Here is a 20,492-nt window from a genome sequence, read left to right as displayed (position 1 = left end):
ATGTACAGGGACTTTAAGCTGCGATGAATACGAAAACCTGGATGTGCCTGATTTGCGGGTGGATCTATGACGAAGCGGTGGGAGTACCAGAAGATGGTATTGCGCCAGGTACGGCGTGGGCAGAGGTTCCAATGAATTGGACTTGCCCGGAGTGCGGGGCGCGCAAGGAAGACTTCGAAATGGTTGAGATGTGAAGCATGGCATAGGGTCGTGCTTCCTGCGCTGAAAAGTCGGCGCAGTCGTCTTCCCGGTGTGGGTGCAACGAGGAGTGCGAATGAGCACGAGCGGGTCCGGTTACAAGGTGCTGGTCATCGATGACAGCAACACCATTCGGCGCAGTGCCGAGATCTTCCTGAAGCAAGGCGGTCATGAAGTGCTGCTCGCCGAAGATGGCTTCGATGCCCTCTCGAAGATCAACGACCACAAGCCGCACCTCATCTTTTGCGACATTCTGATGCCGCGCCTCGACGGCTACCAGACCTGCGCCATCATCAAGCGCAACGCGCATTTCTCAAACGTCCCTGTCGTGATGCTGTCTTCCAAAGACGGCGTCTTCGACAAGGCGCGCGGCCGCATGGTCGGCTCGCAGGACTATCTCACCAAGCCGTTCACCAAGGACCAGTTGCTGCAAGCCGTGCAGCAGTTCGGTCTGGTTCAACAGGAAGCTCCTTAATGCCGATTCACAAAGTGCTGGTCGTCGACGACTCCAAGACGGAGTTGCTGTTTTTGACCGACCTGCTCCAGAAGAATGGGTTCGCCGTCAAAACCGCAGAGAACGCGGACGACGCGATGCGCCGCCTCGAAGAAGAACAACCCGACCTCATCCTGATGGACGTCGTGATGCCCGGTCAAAACGGCTTCCAGTTGACCCGCGCCATTGCGCGCAATCCGCAATACGCATCCGTGCCCATCATTCTGTGCACCAGCAAGAACCAGGAAACGGACCGCGTCTGGGGCATGCGTCAGGGCGCTCGCGACTACATCGTGAAGCCGGTCAACGCGGCCGAACTGATGGCAAAGATCAGCGCGCTGGCCTGATCGTCCCGACGAGTCCATGGCCAACCGCGACGCCCTGCGCGCTTTCCAGTCCCGCCTTGCCAGTCGTCTGCAGGCAGCGCGCACATCGGGTGTGTCTGCCTCGTGGCTCGCAGTCGAAGCAGGCGACCGCAAGTACCTGTTTCCCCTCTCCCATGCCGGCGAGATTTTTCCTTGGACGCCACCGCAAGCAGTGCCCTATACCGAGCCGTGGTTCCTCGGCGTCGCCAACTTGCGCGGCGGTTTGTACGGCGTGGTGCAGTTGTCGAGTTTTGCATCGGGCGTTGCGACGCCGCTGGCCGCTACCGAATCGGCCCGTGCGCAGTCGCGCATGGTGGCCTTGAACGAGTTGCTCGAAGTCAATTGCGCATTGCTCGTCGACCGCCTGATCGGGTTGCGTGGCGTTGAAGCATTTACCGCTGCCGAGTTGCCGGGGCCTGACGCGCCCGCGTGGCTCGGGCATGCGTACACAGACGTTGCAGGAGAGCGCTGGCAGGAAGTCAACCTGCAGGCGCTGTCGCAGCAACCCCAGTTTTTGAGCATTGGCGCCTGAGGGCGTCGACCAGACAACAACCTGAAGGACCGACCGTGAGTTCGATCGCCGACAAGTTCAAGAAGTTTCTACCTTTGCGGGAAGACGGCGTGACCGTTCACGCCAGCAACGCCGCGGCCATGTCGCTCGAGCACACCGAGACGGTTCAGCCGCCGGAAGAACGAACGGTGCTGTTGCGCCGTGAGTCCGCGAACGAGGCGGCTGCGGTGCCTGCACACGCGCCCGAACCTCCGGATACCGTGGTGTCTCCGGATGGTCACGCCGACTTTGCGCCCAGCCGTAATTTCGACGATGTGCCTGAGCCCCTGGCGGCATCGGCGGGCAGTGGCACCGGTGCGCCGTTGGCGGCACGCGGTGGGCTGCAGCGCCAACAGCGCGTGCTGGCCGGCGTGCTGGCGGCGGTCGTGTTGCTGCTGCTTCTCGTGGCGGGTTCCGCCATTCTTCGCGCAGAGCGTTTGGCGCAACAGGTGGCTTCGACTGGTCAGGCGCTGATGCAATCTCAGCGTCTGGCCAAGTCGGTTTCGCAGGCGCTGGTGGGGAACGTGCCGGCCTTCACGGAAGTGAAGGAAAGTTCGGACGATCTGGCGCGTCGCGCACAAGGCCTGACGGCCGGTGACGACTCGCTCAAGCTCGAGCGTGTCGGTTCTCAGTACGACGCCGAACTCGAAAAAATCAATCCGCTGGTCGACCGCGCCGACAAGAGCGCCAAAGCCGTGCTGGCGCAGCAGCAGATCCTGACGCAGGTCGGTGCCGCGCTTCGCAACATCAACCGCCAGTCGTCCGATTTGCTCGAAATGACCGAGACGGTGGCGTCGCTCAAGATGCAGCAGAACGCGACCGTGCCGGAGATCTCTGCTGCCGGTCAGCTGGTCATGCTGACGCAGCGGATCGGCAAGTCTGCCAATGAATTTCTGACGGTCGAAGGCGTGAGCCCCGATGCGGTGTTCCTGCTCGGCAAGGACCTGAACACCTTCCAGGAAATTACGCGCGGCCTGCTCGACGGCAATGCGCAACAACGCTTGCCCGGCTCGCGCGATGCGCAGACCCGCCAGCAACTCGAAGCCATCCTGAAGACGTATGAGCAGACGCGCGGCCAGGCCGGCGCCATTCTCGGAAACCTGCAGGGCCTGGTGGCGGCGCGCGAAGCGCAATCGATGATCCTGACCGACAGCGAACCGCTGCGCCTCGCGCTCGGCGATCTGCAAGACAAGCTGTCGCAACGCACCGGCCTCGGCGCCGGCACCCTGGTAATGCTGTTCGTGCTGGCGCTGGCGGCACTGCTGCTCGCTGGCGCGATCGGTTTCGTTCAAGTGAGAGAAGGGCGCGAACGTGCTGCTTTGGCCGAGAACGAACGGGTCGAGGCCGAGCGCATGCGCGAGGACGCGAGCCGCGTGAACACCGCCAACCAGGCGGCAATTTTGCGGCTCATGAACGAGCTGCAAACGGTGGCCGAGGGCGACTTGACGCAAGAAGCCACGGTGACCGAGGACATCACCGGCGCCATCGCCGATTCGGTGAACTACACGGTGGAAGAACTGCGTTTGCTGGTGGGCAACGTGCAGAACACGGCGACCCGCGTGGCCGCAACGACGTCGCAAGTGGAAAGCACGTCGACCGAACTGCTGGCAGCTTCGACCGAGCAGCTGCGCGAGATTCGCGAGACCGGGCAGTCGGTGCTGACGATGGCCGAGCGAATCAACGGCGTGTCGGCGCAGGCGCAAGAGTCGGCCACGGTGGCGCGGCAATCGCTGCAAGCTGCATCGTCCGGCTTGCAGGCGGTGCAGAACGCCATCGGCGGTATGAACTCGATTCGCGACCAGATCCAGGAAACGTCCAAGCGCATCAAGCGGCTCGGCGAATCGTCGCAGGAGATCGGTGAAATCACCGAGCTGATTTCCGACATTACCGAGCAGACCAACGTGCTGGCACTCAACGCGGCCATTCAGGCGGCATCGGCCGGTGAAGCCGGCCGCGGCTTCTCGGTAGTGGCCGAAGAAGTGCAGCGGCTGGCCGAGCGGTCGGCCGATGCGACGCGTCAGATCTCGGCGCTGGTGAAGGCGATTCAAACCGACACGCAGGATGCCGTGGGCGCCATGGAGCGCTCCACGCAGGGTGTGGTCGAAGGCGCCAAGTTGTCCGACAACGCCGGCACCGCACTGTCGGAGATCGACCGCGTGTCGCGTCGCCTTGCCGAGCTGATCGAGCAGATCTCCCAATCGGCATCGCGCGAGGCCGATTCGGCCAACGTGGTGGCTGCCAACATCCAGCACATTTTTGCGGTGACCGAGCAAACCGGCGAAGGCACGCGCACCACCGCGCAACAGGTGCGCGAGCTGTCGCACATGGCCGAAGAACTTCGCCAGTCGGTGTCGCGTTTCAAGATCGCTTAAGCAGTCCGACGTTCGACGTCCGACGCCCGTTAAAAAAATACACGCCGAGAAAAAATCGTGTCGACTCTAAGCCCCGCCACCGCTCATGTCGCCGGCAACGCGCCGGCCACCGAAGACCTTGGACCGCTGGCCTGGGTCCTGGGTGAAATCCAGAAATCGATCGACGGCGTCAGCAAATCGCTGCGCCGTTTCTCGCGCGAATCGGGCACGGTGCCCGAGCTCGATGCCGGGCCGTTGCGGCTGGCACGCCAGCAACTGCATCAAGCCGTGGGCGCGTTGCAGATGGTCGGTCATGCCGCGCCGGCGCTGGTGCTGGGCGCGATGGAGTTCGCCGTGCAGAGCTTCGTCGCGGAGCCGACGCGCTGCAACGAAGCCGCGGTACAAAAAATCGACAAGGCCGGTTTTGCTGTCACCGACTTTTTGAGTGCCATGTTGTCGGGCAAGACGGTGTCGCCGATCGCGCTGTTTCCGCAATACCGCGACGTGCTCGAATTGGTGGGCAACGAACGTGTTCATCCGGCCGACCTCTGGAGCCTGCCGTTTCGCTGGGTCGACATCGAGGCGTCCGACCGGCAGCCCACGCTGGTTTACGACCCGGCGGTGCGATCCAAGCTCGACCGCGAAGTGCTCAAGGTCGTCAAGACCGGCGACGACGCTGCTGCGCGTCGCTTGAGTGCGCTGTGCCTCGGGCTCGCGCGCGGCGCCACCATTTCCCGCGTCCGAAGTTTCTGGACGTTGGCCGCCGCATTTTTCGAATCGCTTTCCCTGGCCTTGATGCCCGCCGATGTGTACGTCAAGCGCGCCGCCTCGCGTGTGCTGCTGCAGTACGCCACGCTCGCCCGCGGTGACAACACCGTGTCGGACCGACTTGGGCAAGACCTGCTGTTTTTCTGCGGACAGGCCGTGCCCACCGCCCGCGACGAGGCCCTGACCTTGCGCGCCGTGCGTGCGGCCTGGGGCCTTGAAGCCGAGCAACACGTCGACTACACCGTCGAGCAGTTCGGTCGCTTCGACCCGCTGGTGTTGGTCCAGGCGCGCAAACGCATCGAGGCCGCCAAGGAAATGTGGTCGGCCCTGTCGGGCGGCGACATGACCCGCATGCGGCAGGTGGCAGACACCTTCGCGCAGTTGGGAGAGTCGCTCGGCAAGCTGCATCCGCCCAGCGCACCGATGGTGCAGGCGCTGAACAACGCGGTCGAAGATTCGCTCCGCGCCGGGCAACCGCCGGCCACCGAACTCGCCATGGAAGTCGCGACCTCGGTGCTGTACCTGGAAGCGGCTTTCGAAGACCTCGACCCGCATGATCGGCAACTGACCGCGCGCACGGTGCAGCTCGCAGGTCGCATCGACCGCGCGCGTGAAGGCGGCCGTTCGGAGCCGCTCGAACCGTGGATGGAAGAGCTCTACCGACGCGTGAGCGATCGGCAGACCATGGGCACCGTGGTCGATGAGTTGCGCTCCCATTTGAGCGAGCTTGAAAAATCGCTCGACCAGTTTTTCCGTCGGCCGGGCGACAAGAGTTCGTTGCGCACCGTGCCGAGCCAGCTGCTGCAAATGCGCGGTGTCTTCTCGGTGCTCGGGCTCGACCAGGCTGCGCAAACCGTGCAGCGCATGCGGGACAACGTCGACAACCTGATGGCCCGCGATTCCACCATCGAAGAATCGTCGGCCGAAGAGACGCGCAGCTTCGATTCGCTCGGCAACAACCTCGGCGCGCTCGGTTTTCTGATCGACATGCTGGGCTACCAGCCGGCGCTGGCAAAGCGTTTGTTCGTGTTCGACGCGGCAACCGGCGAGCTGAAGCCGTTGATGGGCCGCCAAGGAACCGAATCGGTGCCCGAAGCGCCGGTGCCGGTGTCGATCGCGCCTGCTGCTGCGCCCGTGCTGCACGACGTTCCGTCGCATTCGCCAACGCCCTCCGTAACGCTTCCTGCAGCGCCGATCGCCGCCAAAGCCGCGTACGACGCCAAGCTCAGCGTGGAAGAAGTGGACGCACAAATTGCGGCCAAACTGGCCGCACTCGCAGCGCCGAGCCGCAAGAAAGTTTCCCCGCTCGAAGAGTTCAGCCTCGCTACCGTCAGTTGGACCTCGAAGATCACCGGACCGGCGCCGCTCGAACATTCGATGCCAGACACCGAGGTGACCGAGCTCGAAGAAGAAGACCTGCAAAACATCTTTCTGGACGAGGCGCGCGAGGTGCTGCACAACGGCTTGGCCGCGGTGTCTGCATTGCGCCGCGACGCGGCCGAAGGCGGAGAGCTGACAGTGCTGCGCCGTGCGTTCCATACGCTCAAGGGCAGCTCGCGCATGGTCGGGTTGATGGACTTCGGTGAAGCCGCGTGGGCCTTCGAGCAGGTGATGAACACCTGGCTCGCCGACCAGCGCGCCGCAACGCCGGAATTGATCGAAGGCACCGGCAGGGCGCTGCAGGATTTCGCGAAGTGGGTCGAGGCCGTTGCCTCCGGCGAACCGCACAACTGGCAAGCTGTTCCTTTCCGGACGATGGCCGAGGCGCTGCGTTCCGGCGAGCCGATCGCGGCAATGCCGACGCGTACGGCCGACGCCGATGCGCTGGCTATCGCGGCGCGACAGATCGCTGCCGAGCCGCCGGCTGCAGCGACAGCAACGCCGAGCGAGCCCGACGCATTGATGCCGGAATTGCCGGATCTCGACTTCCTCACGACGGCCTACGACGCGCCGCCGGAGTTCGATTTTTCGAAGCCTGCGTCTGCCAAGGAAGCTGGCAAAGAAGCCAAGGACGCCGCCGAAGATCATCCGGCTGCACCGCGGCTCGACCACTCCGACGACGACTTCGCATCCACCGACTTTCTCGATTTCGACGCCAAGCCGACGCAGTTCGATCCGGCGCCAGAGCGCGATCGCGATCGCGATCGGGTTGCCGACCCGGCTTTCCTCCTCGGCAACGACGAGATCGATTTCTTCGCGACAGCCCAGTCGCCGCTGGAGCCGAGCCGCGAAACGACGGCTTTCTCGGCGCCCCGCGAGTTCGGCGAATCATCGACGGCGGAATTCGAGCGCGGCGTCGAACCCGTGTTCAGTCCATTGCTGTCCGGGCCGTCCGACGAGCCGTTGTTCAAGTCGGCCGGCGAGCCCTCCATGGCGCTGCCAGTCGAGCCGGTCGTCCAGCCCGTGGCAGAGGTCGAAGCGCCGGAGGTGCTGCCTGAGATCGTGCCGCCTTCCATCTATATCGATGCGGCCAATGCCTCGGGCGCCGACGATGCGGTCAAGGCGATCGGCCCGCTGCGCATCGGCATCGCGCTCTACAACGTCTATCTGAACGAAGCCGACGAGTGGTCGCGCCAGCTCGCCAACCAGGTCGGCGAGTGGGCGATGGAGCCGCACACGCAAGTGGCCGACTCGACCATCGGATTGGCGCATTCGCTCGCGGGCAGTTCGGCCACCGTCGGCTTTCAGAGCCTGTCCGGCATGGCTCGCCTGTTCGAAGCGGCGTTGCAGCATCTGCACATGCAAGGCAGCGGCACCGAGGCACAAGGCGCGGTGCTGGTCGCTGCGGCCGAAGAGCTCCGGCGCCTGCTTCATCAATTCGCTGCCGGCTTCCTCAAAGAGCCTGCCGATGAAACCGTCAAGGCGCTGCGCGAAGTGGCCGAGTCGCTGATGTCGGTAGAGCCTGTTGAGGCCAGGGTCGAACAGGTCTTGGCTCCAGCAGAGCACGCCGATCGCCCCTCCGGCTTCTCGGCCTCGACCGAAGCCGACTCAGCAGCCCATGTGCCCAACGTCGCGATGGAGGATTCGGAAGACGCGATCGATCTGGCCGACGCGGTTGATGTCGACCTGTTCCCCATCTTCGAAGAAGAGGCGGCAGAGCTTCTTCCGCAACTCGGTACCGCGCTGCGCGAATGGGCTCAGCGGCCTGAAGACACGGCGCCGCGGGCGTCGGTGCTGCGCACGCTGCACACCCTGAAGGGCAGCGCGCGTCTGGCTGGCGCCATGCGCCTGGGCGAGCGCGCGCACCGCATGGAATCGGAGATCGAGTACGTCGGCAGCGCTGGCGCCGATACCGCATCGGTCGAGCGTTTGCTGGGTCGCTTCGATGGTCTGCAAGCTACCTTCGATGCCCTGCGCGCGGACGATGCGGCAACGCAGGCGGAGATCGCGCAGAAGGCCGCGACCGCTGCTGCGATGCCGCTGGTCAGCGCTGCCAAGCCCGCCGAGCCGTTGCCGAACGCAACTGAGGAAGCGGACGCGGATCTGTTCTCCGAAGGAATCGATACGGTCGATGCGGTCGATGCGGTCGAAACGCCTGCGCTCGCCAAAACCAAGGCTGCACTGCCTACGCCGTCTGCGCTGGTGCCGTTGCGCGCCTCGTCGACCCAGCAGGTTCGCATCCGTACGCAACTGCTCGATCGGCTGGTCGCGCAGGCCGGCGAGGTCATCATCACGCGCTCGCGGCTGGAAGCCGAGCTGGGCCAGCTGCGCAGTTCGCTCGGCGACCTGACCGGCAACCTGGACCGCCTGCGCCAGCAGTTGCGCGACATCGAAGTGCAGGCCGAAAGCCAGATGCAGTCTCGCTTGGCCCAGGCCAAGGATTCGCAACAGGGCTTCGATCCGCTCGAGTTCGACCGCTTCACCCGCGTGCAGGAACTGACCCGCATGATGGCCGAGTCGGTCAACGACGTGGCCACGGTGCAGCGCACGCTGCAGAAAACCGTGCAGGCGACGGAAGACGACCTGAGCGCGCAGGCACGGCAAACCCGCGAGCTGCAACGCGGACTCTTGCGCACGCGCATGGTCGAGTTCGAGGGTCTGTCCGACCGCCTCTACCGCGTGGTGCGGCAGGCCTCCAAGGACACCGGCAAGCAGGTGCGCCTCGACATCACCGGCGGCACGATCGAGATGGACCGCGGCGTGCTTGAACGGATGACGCCGGCGTTCGAACATTTGCTGCGCAACTGCGTGGCCCACGGCATCGAAGACGCTGCCGTGCGAGAAAAGGCCGGCAAGGAAGCCAGCGGCCTGATCCTCATCGACTTGCAGCATGAAGGCAACGACGTGTCGGTCACCTTCAAGGACGATGGTGCGGGCCTCGACCACGAGCGCATCACTGCTCGCGCTCGCGCACTCGGCCTGATCGAGGAAGGCCAACAGCTTACGGTGGACCAAGCGTCCGAGATGATTTTCAAGGCCGGTTTCTCCACGGCCGATCAGGTGTCGGAACTGGCGGGCCGGGGCATCGGCATGGACGTGGTTCGCGCGAATGTCGCCGCGCTCGGCGGTCGCATCGAAACGCGCACCGCGACGGGCGCCGGCACGAGCTTCAAGCTGGTGCTGCCGCTCACCACCGCGGTGACGCACGTGGTGATGATGCGGGCCGGCGCGGTGTCGATCGGCGTGCCGTCGAGCCTGGTCGAACTGGTGCAGCGCGTGAGTGGTTCCGACGTCGAGTCGGCCTACCTGTCGCAGAGCTACCCGTTCGGTAGCGAGCAGGTGCCGTTCTACTGGGCGGGTGCGTTGTTGCAATCGTCGGCACGCAGCGAGCGGGCGCCGGGCAAACACAACACCATCGTCATCGTGCGAAGCGCGGCGCAACGCGTGGCGCTGCATGTGGACGAAGTGCTGGGCAACCAGGAAGTCGTGGTCAAGAACCTTGGCCCGCAACTCTCGCGGTTGCCGGGCATGGCGGGCATCTCTGTGCTGGCATCGGGCGCGGTCGCGCTGCTCTACAACCCGGTCGCGCTGGCGGCGGTGCATGGCGAGCTGGCACGGCAGCTGCAGGCTGCGGGTGGCGTCGGTGCGGAAGCAGCCCGTGTGGCGGGCTCGGCCGAAGGCGGTACGGCGCAGGTCGTCATGTTGCCGCAAGCACCCGCGCAAGTGCCGTTGGTGCTGGTGGTCGACGACTCGATCACCGTGCGCCGCGTGACGCAGCGCCTGCTGCAACGCGAAGGCTATCGGGTCGCGCTGGCGGCCGATGGTCTGCAGGCACTCGAACGATTGCAGCAGGAGCGGCCCTCGGTCGTGCTGTCGGACATCGAGATGCCGCGGATGGACGGCTTCGACCTGGCGCGCAACATTCGCGCCGACGCGTCGCTGGCCGACCTGCCGATCATCATGATCACCTCGCGCATCGCCGAGAAGCACCGCGACCACGCTCGCACACTGGGGGTCAATCACTACCTCGGCAAGCCATATTCCGAAGACGAGTTGCTGCGGCTGGTGCGCAGCTACACCAGCGAGCCTGCGCTGGCGGGTGCGGTCTGAGCGTGCGCTTGGGTCGCCCGGCCTCGGCCGCGGCTACTGAATTTCCTGTATCTCGGCTACGGCTGCGGCATTGGGCTGATTGGTTTCGGTGATCGAAAACTTGTCACCCTCTTTGTAGTAGTAGCGGCAGCCGTCCTGCGAGCTGCCGCGCCACTTGACGCACAGCTTGCCGTCGTCGGCGAGCTGCCATGCGGCTGCGTCCCGGCTCCCGCGTGTGCGATTGGTTGCGAACAGCTGGCCGTCGGCCCGCAGCTCCCATTGCACCATTTCGTTGCCGCGTTTGAAGACCATCGACTTGCCGATGAATGTCTGTTCGACCTGTGCCTTGTCCAGGTAGCTTCGCGCGCCCTTGGCCGCTGCTGCGGCCGACGGTGCGGTGGAGGCGGGCGTGGCAACCGCGACGGGCGCGGCAACCGAGATGGGCGCGGCAACCGAGATGGGCGCGCTGGCCATTGCGGCAGCGACCGCGCCGGCCTGTCCAGCGACCGTCAACATCCCGTACTGTTTGTCAGCGTTCTTTGGCAGATCCGCTGGCGCCAGATAGGTCGCGGAGTCGAGTCGATAGACGGCACGGCACCACTGCTCGCCGCCGCCCTTCCACGCAATTTCGACACAGTAGAGGCCGCCGTCGGTCACCTTCCAGGTCCCTTGGGCGGTCGAGTTCGTTCCCAGCTTTCCCCTGCTCGAAGCAACGAAGTTGCCGTCGGGTTCGTTGGTCCAGCGCCGCGTATTGCCGCTGGCCGGCGCGATCGTTTCGATGCCCGCCCCTGCTGCCAGTAGAGCCTTCACCGCATCGGCCGGCAGCCGAAGAGCGCCTTTATCGATGAGTTCCTGCGCGCTGACGATTGGTTCGGCCGCTGCTGCGGCGCCAGCGCCCAGCGCCCACAGCAGCGCGAGGCCGGCCATCTGGAGCGGTGAATTCGAAGGTGCGCGCATGGCAACTTTCATGGTGTGTACGTATAGAACGCGATGCCCTTGAACAGCTCGAGCTGGTCCCGACTGCGCGAGTTCAGTTGCATGTAGTTGAAGCTTGTGCCCTGCGCGTACTGCAATACGCCGGTGGCGGCGGTATCGCAATGTGGATCGCCAATGCTTTGCGGCGTGCAGAGCACCTTGGCCGTGCGTGCCTGGGACGCTAGGCCTGCACCATCGTCGAATCGGGCGCCAGCTACTCCGCCCACGGTCGGAGCGCGGCCAAAGATCGCGAAGTTGATGGCTGGCACGCTGCCTTCGGGAACAGACCAGGCGGGTTGTCCGGCGATGCTGAAGTCGAACACGTTGGGCACCGTCGCGCTGGTTGCACCGAAGGTGAGCGACTTGCTGACCGACGTGATCGACACCAGCGTGGACCGCGCCTCCGGCGTTAGCGCGAGGAACCTGATCTGCAGGGTTTCGCCCCGCGTCGGCGCACGCTTGAGGGTGCGGTAGCTCTGCACCACGTTCGGCTTGGTCGCATCGACGTGGAAGAACTCCATCGACCACACGCCTTCGTCGCGCAGCGCGACCAGTTGCGCGTCGTTCAGTTGCGCCGGGCCGAGGAACACACTGCCTTCCCTGTCCGCCGGATTGCCTGCCGTTGCGCTGTTCCTGTACAGCGCTGCCAGACGCAGGATCGAGGTCACGCTGACAAGGACGCCCGCCGAGTTTGTCAGCCCCAGGTATGAGTTGCCGACGGTTGGTTTCAGCGTGTAGACCTGGCCATCGGGCGCGGTGACCAGCACCTTGGCGAACAGTGGATTGCCACCGCTGTCGTTGATGTTGGCGACGAACAGGTTGTAGCCCGTCGCCACGTAATCGAAGGCCGGCGAGTTGATGAACTCCCTGTCTTCGACGGACGGCCGCACGCTGGCGCTGTAGACATACTGGTTGCCGATGAGCTTCAGCACACCACCGACCGGGCGTGCGACCAGCGTGTCGAAGGTCGCGTTGCCCAGCACGTCAATCGTGTGGTATTTCAGCACCACGTCGCCGTTGGGGCGGTAGAAGCCGATGGCGCCCTGGTCGAACACCACGCCGGTGGCACCGGGGCGAAACAGGCCCGCGAACGATCCGGCGTTATTGATGTCGCGCCCGACTTTGCTGCTGCCGCTGAGGTAGCTGGCCGGGTCGTCGCCTAAGAACACGGTGCGACACGCCGGCGCGATGACGTTGGCCGGTCCACCCGTCACTGCAGCCGTGTCGTTGGGTGCATTCACACGTTGCGACAGCGGCAGCGCGTAGCAGGCGGTCAAGCGCGTCAGCAGCGAAGCGATGGCCTCGGCCACGCCCGGTGTCGGCAGTTGCGACGGGGTGACGGGAGGCAACGTGGGTGGTGTCGCGTCGCTGCTGCGGAAGGTGATCGACACCGGCGCCGCGTCGGTGCCGCCGGTCGGCACCAGCCGCAGCGTAATCTCGATGTTGGCCGCAGTGCCGTCGGGCCGAACGCTAACCGATACGGAATCGAGCACGCGGTCGTGCCCAGTTCCGTCGGCGCTGAATGCGCCGGTGATCGGGTCGATCTTGTCGCCGAGCACATCGAGCAGCGGCTTCAACAACAAAAGCAACTCGGAAACGCCGGCCTTGATGCTGGCCTCGTCGACCACCCGGGTGGCAGCCTTGATCGCCGCCGCCAATTGAGATGGATCCCCCGCAGGCGACAGGCGCGATACCACGATGGTGGTGAGCGGCGTCACGTTGGCATTGCCGCCCGTGGTGCTGGCGGTCACGCTGTAGAGCACCTGATCGCCGCGTCGCGCGGTGATGACCAGTGGCGCCTGCGTCGTCGCCGGCAGGGTGCAGTTGTAGGTGCCTTGCGGCGTGGTGGTCGTGTCGCACACGGTCGTGCCGGTCTTGTCGACCACCGTGAGATGCGCGCCGGCGAATGCGGCACCGGTGGCGGCAACGCCGCTCAGGCTGGACGTGGCAGGGGCAGGGGCCGGTGCCGGTGCGGGAGCTGGCGAAGGTGCAGGAGAGGGTGCCGGCGTCGCGCCGATCACCGGGAAGTTGTAGCCACCGCCACCGCCGCCGCATCCGGAAACTGCCAGCGCTGCAGCGCCGGTGACCGCCCATCCGAGGCGCCGGAGATGCGATGGTTCGGCGAAGGCGCCGGAGCGATCAGAGCGGGCAGGCGCGCGTGGACAGGCGGCCAGAGGGCGAACGGTTGTCATGCATCTTCTCCTTTGTCGGGAGGCTCACATTAGGGCTGCGACCCGCCGCTGGCATCCCGCAAACTGATGACGCCGAATGCGTAGCTAAAGAGCCCCCAGCCCGGTCCTCACCAGATCGATCTGGCGCGTGCAGCCGATCTTTTCCATCAGCACCGCGATCTGCTTTCGCACCGTGTGGATGGATGTGCCATAGGAGCGCGCATGGTCGGCTGGCGATTCGCCATCGATCAGCGCTGCAAGCACGCGGCCCTCGGCCGGCGTCAGGTTGAAGGTCATGCAAAGCCCGTCGGCACTCGCAAGGGCAGAGGGACGGCCGCGGCGCATGCGAACGAACACCATGGATTCATCGCCCATGCGCAAGCTCACATCGGCGCGCGCGAGGTCCAGGTGGAGGCATGCGCCGTCGCGGCTTCCGGTTGTCGCGAGATGGGAGGTGGTGGGCCGCGTTGCAACCTGTCGCAGTGCGCCCTGCAAGGCGTCGCGCATGCCTGCGACTGGATGCCAGAGCCGACCTTGCCGCACTTGAAGGCCTCCCGTCGGCTCCAGCCACTCGCGCGCTTTGGCGGAGAGATGCAGGAGCGCGCCGTTGCCGCTGACCAGACAAATGGCCTCGTCGAGTGCGCCGAAGGCCGCGTCGGCGGAGGCCAGCCACTGGTCAGCCGCTGCGCGTCGATACGCGGACAGCATCGCCATGAAATCTCCTCGGTTTTTGTATCTCCTCTGGCCGATAAATTACCTTGGGATCGCCTGATATGCAATCTTTCGTACGACATAGGTAAGCACCCGCACACAGTGAGGTGGCCTTGCCGGGCGACCCACCAGCTCTGCTGGCTCCGGTTGCCTCTGACTGCCTCAGTTCGCGGCAGTGGCCTTGCTGCGCACCACGCCGTAGCGCTGCAGCGTGCGTTCGCGAGCCTCGGCGTGGTCGACGACGGGTTTCGGATAGCCCTCGCCCAGCACGATGCCGGCGGCTTCGAGCTCCACTGGCGTGGCATTCCATGGCGCGTGGATCGACGTGTTCGATAGCTTTGAAATCTGAGGCAAATAACGCCGGATGAACTTGCCTTCCGGGTCGAAGCGTTCGCTCTGCGTGACCGGATTGAAGATTCGAAAGTAAGGTTGCGCATCGCAACCGCTCGAACTTGCCCATTGCCAGCCGCCGTTGTTCGACGCCAGCTCGAAGTCGTTCAGGTGTAGCGCGAAATAGGCCTCGCCACGGCGCCAGTCCAGCCCCAGGTCTTTGCACAGAAAGCTCGCGACCACCATGCGCAGCCGGTTGTGCATGTAGCCGGTCTGGTTGATCTGCGCCATGGCCGCGTCGATCAACGGGTAACCGGTTCGGCCCTGGCACCAGGCGTCGAAGAGCCCGTCGGCATGCTTGCCGTGATGCCAGATGATCTTGTCGTACTCGGGCCTGAAGCTCTTGCCCTCGCCAATGCGCGGGTTGAACGCCAGCACCTGAAAGTAGAAGTCGCGCCAGATCAGTTCGCTGAGCCAGGTCGCGGCCCCGACGTCGCCTTGCAGCGCGAGTTGATGCGCCACGCCGGCCAGTTGCCGGATCGACACCGTGCCGAAGCGCAGATGAACGCTCAGGTAGCTCGGGCCGCGCACCGCCGGAAAATTGCGCGACGCGTCGTAGCGGTCGATGCGCTGAAAGAAGTCGTCGAACAGCGCCGCGCCGCCCTGGGTGCCGGTGGGGATTTCGAGCTCGGCGAGGTTGGTCTTTTCGAAGCCGATGGCCTCCAACGTCGGTACGCCGGCACGATGCGATTCGGGCGGCGGTGCCAGTGCATCGGCGTAGTGGCGAACCGGATACGGCCTCAGATAGAAAGCTTCGAGCTTGGCGAGCCAGGCGCGCTTGTAGGGCGTGAACACGGTGTAGGACTGACCGGTCTTGGTAAGCACCTCGTCGCGCTCGAAGATGGTCTGGTCTTTGTAGGTGTGATACGTGACGCCGGCGTTGGCCAGTGCGCCGAACACCTTGGCGTCACGTTCGAGCGCTGCGGGCTCATCGTCGCGATTCGCGAACACGGCCTGCACTTCGAGTGCGTGGGCCAGCGCCGCGATTTCGTCGGCCGCGACCGCATGCCGAACGATCAGCCCGCTGCCCAGGGTACGCAGCTCCGCATCGAGCTCCACCAGCGATTCGCGGATGAATTCGACCCGTCGATCGGCGCTCGGCAAGGCGTCGAGGATGGCCCGATCGAATATGAACACGCACAGCACCTGCCGGCAGCTGCGCAGTGCGTGATAGAGCGCTGCGTTGTCGTCCACGCGCAGATCGCGACGGAACCACATCAGCCCTTTGGGATAGGCTTTGTCGACGGCCAGTAAAATGGGAGGCATATGGCTTCTGATTCTGCCCCGATGAACCTGACGCATCATTTCCTGATCGCGATGCCCGGTCTGGCAGACAAGGCATTCAGGCGCAGCGTGATCTACCTGTGCGAACACAGCGAACGCGGCGCGCTGGGCCTCGTGATCAACAAGCCCAGCGACATGAATTTGAAGGGTCTGTTCGAAAAGATCGAGCTGCATCTGAGTCGACCCGAACTGGGTGATGCGCCGGTTTTCCAGGGTGGCCCGGTGCAGACCGAACGTGGATTCGTGCTGCACGAGCCGGTGTTCGCGGAAGGCGACAAGCCCGAGGAGTCGGTCTATGCATCGACCATGACGATTCCGGGTGGCCTTGAAATGACGACGTCGAAAGACGTGCTCGAAGCGCTGGCGACCGGCGCCGGGCCGCGCAAGGTGCTGGTGTCGCTCGGTTATGCGGCCTGGGAGCAGGGGCAGCTCGAATCCGAACTGGCCGAGAACAGCTGGCTTACCGTCGATGCCGATCCGGCGGTCATCTTCGACACGCCGATCGAGCAGCGCTACGACCGCGCGCTGTTGTTGCTGGGGCTGGAAGCCTGGAAGCTGTCGCCCGACGCCGGTCACGCCTGAGCGCTTTGGTCATGTCGAACGAGCCAGCCAACACAGCCTCATCCCGTGACGTTTCCGCTCCTTCTGCTGCCCCGGTCCCCTCGCATTTTCAGAGCTTCCTGGCCTTCGATTTCGGCTTGAAGCGCACAGGCGTCGCTACCGGCAATCGCCTGCTCAAGACCGCGTCGCCGCAGGCCACCATCAAGGCCGAAGGCGATGCCCGCTTCGTTCAGGTCGAAGCCCGCATCCGCGAATGGCAGCCCGATGCACTGGTCATCGGCGTGCCATTTCATCCCGATGGCGCAGCACACGAAAACACGCGCCGCGCACAAAAGTTCGCACGCCAACTGCACGGACGCTTCAAGCTGCCGGTGTACGAAGTCGACGAGCGCTACAGCACGACCGAGGCGCTTGCGTCCGGCGCGCGCGATGCCGATGCCGCCTCCGCCTGCATCATCCTGGAGCAATTCCTGAGGAGTCTTTCTTGAACACGATCCCCGACGCCGAGGCGCTCTACACCGCGCTCACATCCGGCGTAAAGCAGCTGATGCGGCCCGAGACGCGGCTGGTCGGCATCACTTCCGGCGGCGCCTGGTTGGTGGAGCGGCTGCAAAAGGACCTGGGCCTGCCCGGCGCGCCCGGCGTGATCTCGTCGGCCATGCACCGCGACGACTTCGCGCGCCGCGGCCTGGCTGCGAGCGCGCAAACCGCGTTGCCGTTCGAAGTGAACGGTGCCGATGTGCTGCTGCTCGACGACGTGCTCTACACCGGCCGCACCATCCGCGCGGTGCTCAACGAGCTGTTCGACTTCGGGCGTCCGGCTTGCGTGCGGCTTGCGGTGCTGGTCGACCGCGGTGGGCGTGAACTGCCGGTGGCAGCCGACTTCGCAGCGACGCATTTGACGTTGCCGGACACCCAACTCCTGGCTTTGGCACGCAGCGAATCGGGCGTGTTCAGCTTGCAAGTAGAGGCCACTCGCTGATGCTCTACAAACGCAATCCGCAGCTCAACAAGAACGGCGAACTCATCCATCTGCTGTCGATCGAAGGGCTGCCCAAGAGCATCCTTGCGCACATCCTCGACACCGCCGCCAACTTCACCAGCGTGAGCGACCGCGAGGTCAAGAAGGTGCCGTTGCTGCGCGGCAAGAGCGTGTTCAACCTGTTCTTCGAGAACTCGACGCGCACTCGTACCACCTTCGAGATCGCGGCCAAGCGACTGAGCGCCGACGTCATCAACCTCGACATCGCGCGCTCGTCGGCGACCAAGGGCGAGTCGCTGCTCGACACCATCGCCAACCTGAGCGCGATGGCGGCCGATCTGTTCGTGGTGCGGCACGGCGAATCGGGCGCGCCGTACCTCATCGCGCAACACGTCGCGCCGCATGTGCATGTGATCAACGCCGGCGACGGCCGCCATGCGCATCCGACGCAGGGGCTGCTCGACATGTACACGATCCGTCACTACAAGAAAGACTTCACCAACCTCACGGTTGCGATCGTCGGTGACGTGCTGCACTCGCGCGTGGCGCGCTCCGACATTCACGGCCTCACCACGCTGGGTTGTGCCGAAGTGCGGGTGGTCGGCCCCCGGACGCTGGTGCCCGACGACATGGCCCAGATGGGCGTGCGCGTGTGCCACACGCTCGAAGAAGGCATCAAGGATTGCGACGTCGTGATCATGCTGCGCCTGCAAAACGAGCGGATGAGCGGCGCGCTGCTGCCGTCGAGCCAGGAGTTCTTCAAGACCTACGGACTGACACCCGAGAAGCTTCGACTGGCCAAGCCGGACGCCATCGTGATGCATCCGGGGCCGATCAACCGCGGTGTCGAAATCGACTCCGCTGTGGTCGACGGCAGGCAGAGCGTGATCCTGCCGCAGGTCACTTTCGGTATCGCGGTACGCATGGCGGTGATGAGCATCGTCGCGGGCAATGAAGCGTGAACATCCTCATAACAAACGGCCGCGTGATCGATCCGGCAGCGGGCTTCGACCAGCGGGCCGACGTCGCGCTGGCCGACGGCAAGGTCTTCGGCATCGGCGACGTTTCCGGCTTCAAGGCCGATCGCATCCTGGATGCCGCAGGCTGCATCGTGGCACCGGGCCTGGTCGATCTCGCAGCGCGCCTGCGCGAGCCCGGCTATGAGCACGAGGGCATGCTCGGAAGCGAGATGGCCGCCGCGGTCGCGGGCGGAGTGACCAGCCTGGTCTGCCTGCCCGACACCGACCCGGTGCTCGACGAGCCTGGCCTGATCGAGATGCTGCGGTTTCGCGCGTCCAAACAAAACGGCGCGCGCCTGTTTCCGCTGGGCGCCCTCACCCGCAACCTGGCCGGCGAAGTGCTGACCGAGATGGCCGCGCTGACCGAAGCCGGCTGCATCGGCTTTACCCAGGCCGACGTGGCCCTGGCCGACACGCAAGTGCTGCAGCGCGCGTTGCTCTACGCGAGCACCTTCGGCTACACCGTATGGCTGCGCCCGCAAGACCGCGACCTCGGCAAGGGTGTCGCGGCCAGCGGCCCGCTCGCGACGCGGCTCGGCCTGGCCGGAGTGCCGGTGGCGGCCGAGACCATCGCGATCTTCACCATCGTCGAACTCATGAAGAGCACCGGCGCACGCGTGCACCTGTGCCGGCTCTCTAGTGCGGCCGGTGTGCAACTGGTGCGCGAAGCCAAGGCGGCCGGCCTGCCGCTGACCTGCGACGTCAGCATCAATTCGCTGCTGCTGATAGACACCGACATCGGCTACTTCGACAGTCGCGCGCGGCTCAACCCGCCGCTGCGCCAGCAACGCGACCGCGATGCGTTGTCGGCAGGGCTGGCCGACGGCACCATCGATGCGCTGGTGTCCGACCACACTCCGGTCGATGCCGATGCCAAGACGCTGCCCTTCGCCGAGAGCGAAGCGGGCGCGACCGGGCTCGAATTGCTGCTGCCGCTGGCGCTGCAATGGGGTGAGCAGAGTGGTGTCGGGCTCATGCGCGCGTTGCGTGTCGTGACATCGGCGCCGGCCCGACTGCTGACTGCAGCCGGCGCCGGCCAGTTGACGACCGGCGGTGTGGCCGACGTCTGCGTGATCGACCCCGAGATCGAATGGCAGGTGCAGCCCGAGACGCTGCGCAGCCATGGCAAGAGCACACCGTTTGCCGGCTACGCGCTGCGAGGACGGGCGCGCCATACGCTCGTCGCCGGTCGCCTCGTTCACGGCTGAAGCGCCGACTTCGCGCATGCGTCAACTCTCCGCTTCCTGGAAATTGCTTCGCGCCGTCGGCCATGCGCTCGGCGGCTGGTGGACTATCCGCTTCAAGTTTCCGGCAATGACCCCGGCGCAACGCGAGGCGGCCGTGCAGCAGTGGGCAACGCGCATGCTGGCACTCATGGGAGTGCAGCTCACGGTGCAGGGCACGCCACCTGCGGGCGGGCCGGTGCTGCTGGTGTGCAACCACCTGTCGTGGCTCGACATCCTCGCGATCCACGCGGCACGCCACGTGCGCTTCGTCTCGAAAGCCGGCGTCAGGCATTGGCCGCTCATCGGCATGTTGTCGACCGGCGCGGGGTCGCTCTATATCGAGCGTGAGCGGCGACGCGACGCGCTGCGCGTGGTGCATCACATGACCGACGCGTTGCGCCAAGGCGACCTGATCGCGATCTTTCCCGAGGGCACGACCAGCGATGGCCACGGGCTGTTGCCGTTCCATGCCAACCTCATGCAGGCCGCTATTTCAGCCGATGCGCCGATCCAGCCCGCTGCGATTCGCTTTGCCGATGCCGCCACCGGCGAGACCAGCCAGGCGCCGCGCTACATCGACGACGACAACCTCGTCACCTCGTTGTGGAACACGCTGACGGCACCGCCGTTGCTGGCCATCGTCCGGTTCGGCGAGCCGCAATCGGCGTACGGACGGGAGCGGCGCAGTTGGGCGAAGTCGCTGCATGAAGACGTTCAACAACTTCGTCGCGAAACGTTCTGACCAAAAAAAAGCGCCCCGAAGGGCGCTATGGAACGACGCCAGAGAGGCGCCGGGAGGAGGAACCTGTCGAATCTCAAAAGACGCCGAAAACCTTCAGACCGATGATGACGATGAGCGGGACGCCGCACAGCCAAAGAATGATGCTTTTCATGAAGGTCTCCGTATGTTGGTGAGTCATGACCTTAATGGTTTGCCCTGGGACTTTGCTGCCGGATAACGCATCTCGCGCACGTGGGC

Annotated in this window: 16 protein-coding genes; 12 read left to right on the top strand and 4 right to left on the bottom strand. The window is 65.0% G+C overall.

What is annotated here, in order from left to right; genetic code table 11:
• Nucleotides 1–23 precede the first annotated feature (23 nt).
• From H7F36_RS01820 to H7F36_RS01795, 6 genes are all read left to right on the top strand, one after another.
• Nucleotides 24–194, top strand: coding sequence for a rubredoxin (locus H7F36_RS01820; RefSeq protein ID WP_187053077.1), 171 nt, complete (start codon nt 24–26; stop codon nt 192–194).
• Between the two features lie 80 nt (nt 195–274).
• On the top strand, nt 275–673 hold the full coding sequence (locus tag H7F36_RS01815; RefSeq protein ID WP_187053076.1) for a PleD family two-component system response regulator: 399 nt from the start codon (nt 275–277) through the stop codon (nt 671–673).
• Complete coding sequence (locus H7F36_RS01810) at nt 673–1,038, top strand: response regulator transcription factor (RefSeq protein WP_187053075.1); 366 nt, start codon at nt 673–675, stop codon at nt 1,036–1,038. The genes H7F36_RS01815 and H7F36_RS01810 overlap by 1 nt, the downstream gene beginning before the upstream one ends.
• 16 nt (nt 1,039–1,054) lie before the next feature.
• Complete coding sequence (locus H7F36_RS01805; RefSeq protein WP_187053074.1) at nt 1,055–1,588, top strand: chemotaxis protein CheW; 534 nt, start codon at nt 1,055–1,057, stop codon at nt 1,586–1,588.
• 35 nt (nt 1,589–1,623) lie between these two features.
• Nucleotides 1,624–3,978, top strand: a complete 2,355-nt coding sequence (locus tag H7F36_RS01800; protein ID WP_187053073.1) for a methyl-accepting chemotaxis protein — start codon at nt 1,624–1,626, stop codon at nt 3,976–3,978.
• Between the two features lie 57 nt (nt 3,979–4,035).
• Nucleotides 4,036–10,215, top strand: a complete 6,180-nt coding sequence (locus H7F36_RS01795) for an Hpt domain-containing protein (protein ID WP_187053072.1) — start codon at nt 4,036–4,038, stop codon at nt 10,213–10,215.
• Between the two features lie 33 nt (nt 10,216–10,248).
• Here H7F36_RS01795 and H7F36_RS01790 read toward each other — a convergent pair whose 3' ends face one another.
• The 4 genes from H7F36_RS01790 to H7F36_RS01775 all read right to left on the bottom strand — a co-directional run bounded on the left by H7F36_RS01790 (nt 10,249) and on the right by H7F36_RS01775 (nt 15,707).
• Entirely contained in the window at nt 10,249–11,163 is a 915-nt protein-coding gene (locus H7F36_RS01790) for a hypothetical protein (protein WP_187053071.1), read from the bottom strand.
• Nucleotides 11,160–13,361: a carboxypeptidase regulatory-like domain-containing protein gene (locus tag H7F36_RS01785; protein ID WP_187053070.1), complete on the bottom strand. Its 2,202-nt coding sequence runs from the start codon at nt 13,359–13,361 to the stop codon at nt 11,160–11,162. The genes H7F36_RS01790 and H7F36_RS01785 overlap by 4 nt, the downstream gene beginning before the upstream one ends.
• 84 nt (nt 13,362–13,445) lie before the next feature.
• Entirely contained in the window at nt 13,446–14,054 is a 609-nt protein-coding gene (locus H7F36_RS01780) for a helix-turn-helix transcriptional regulator (RefSeq protein ID WP_187053069.1), read from the bottom strand.
• Nucleotides 14,055–14,213: 159 nt separating this feature from the next.
• Nucleotides 14,214–15,707: a cryptochrome/photolyase family protein gene (locus tag H7F36_RS01775; protein WP_187053068.1), complete on the bottom strand. Its 1,494-nt coding sequence runs from the start codon at nt 15,705–15,707 to the stop codon at nt 14,214–14,216.
• On the opposite strand from H7F36_RS01775, the gene H7F36_RS01770 reads away from it, so the two are divergent.
• From H7F36_RS01770 to H7F36_RS01745, 6 genes are read left to right on the top strand one after another with little or no spacing between them, the layout of a single operon-like run.
• Entirely contained in the window at nt 15,708–16,307 is a 600-nt protein-coding gene (locus tag H7F36_RS01770) for a YqgE/AlgH family protein (protein ID WP_187053067.1), read from the top strand. It abuts the gene before it with no gap.
• An 11-nt stretch (nt 16,308–16,318) separates the two neighbouring features.
• Nucleotides 16,319–16,774: a Holliday junction resolvase RuvX gene (gene ruvX, locus H7F36_RS01765; RefSeq protein ID WP_187053066.1), complete on the top strand. Its 456-nt coding sequence runs from the start codon at nt 16,319–16,321 to the stop codon at nt 16,772–16,774.
• The gene (gene pyrR / locus H7F36_RS01760) at nt 16,771–17,268 is read left to right on the top strand and encodes a bifunctional pyr operon transcriptional regulator/uracil phosphoribosyltransferase PyrR (RefSeq protein ID WP_187053065.1); all 498 of its coding nucleotides are present in this window, start codon (nt 16,771–16,773) and stop codon (nt 17,266–17,268) included. Before ruvX ends, pyrR begins: the two co-directional genes overlap by 4 nt.
• The gene (locus H7F36_RS01755) at nt 17,268–18,230 is read left to right on the top strand and encodes an aspartate carbamoyltransferase catalytic subunit (RefSeq protein ID WP_187053064.1); all 963 of its coding nucleotides are present in this window, start codon (nt 17,268–17,270) and stop codon (nt 18,228–18,230) included. Before pyrR ends, H7F36_RS01755 begins: the two co-directional genes overlap by 1 nt.
• Nucleotides 18,227–19,495 (top strand): dihydroorotase, encoded by a 1,269-nt coding sequence (locus tag H7F36_RS01750; protein WP_187053063.1) that lies wholly within the window; start codon nt 18,227–18,229, stop codon nt 19,493–19,495. The genes H7F36_RS01755 and H7F36_RS01750 overlap by 4 nt, the downstream gene beginning before the upstream one ends.
• 16 nt (nt 19,496–19,511) lie before the next feature.
• Entirely contained in the window at nt 19,512–20,255 is a 744-nt protein-coding gene (locus H7F36_RS01745) for a lysophospholipid acyltransferase family protein (protein ID WP_187053062.1), read from the top strand.
• Nucleotides 20,256–20,492: the final 237 nt, after the last annotated feature.

Source organism: Variovorax sp. PAMC28562, from assembly GCF_014303735.1.
GTDB lineage: Bacteria > Pseudomonadota > Gammaproteobacteria > Burkholderiales > Burkholderiaceae_C > Variovorax.
This window is presented reverse-complemented; position numbering and strand designations above follow the sequence as displayed.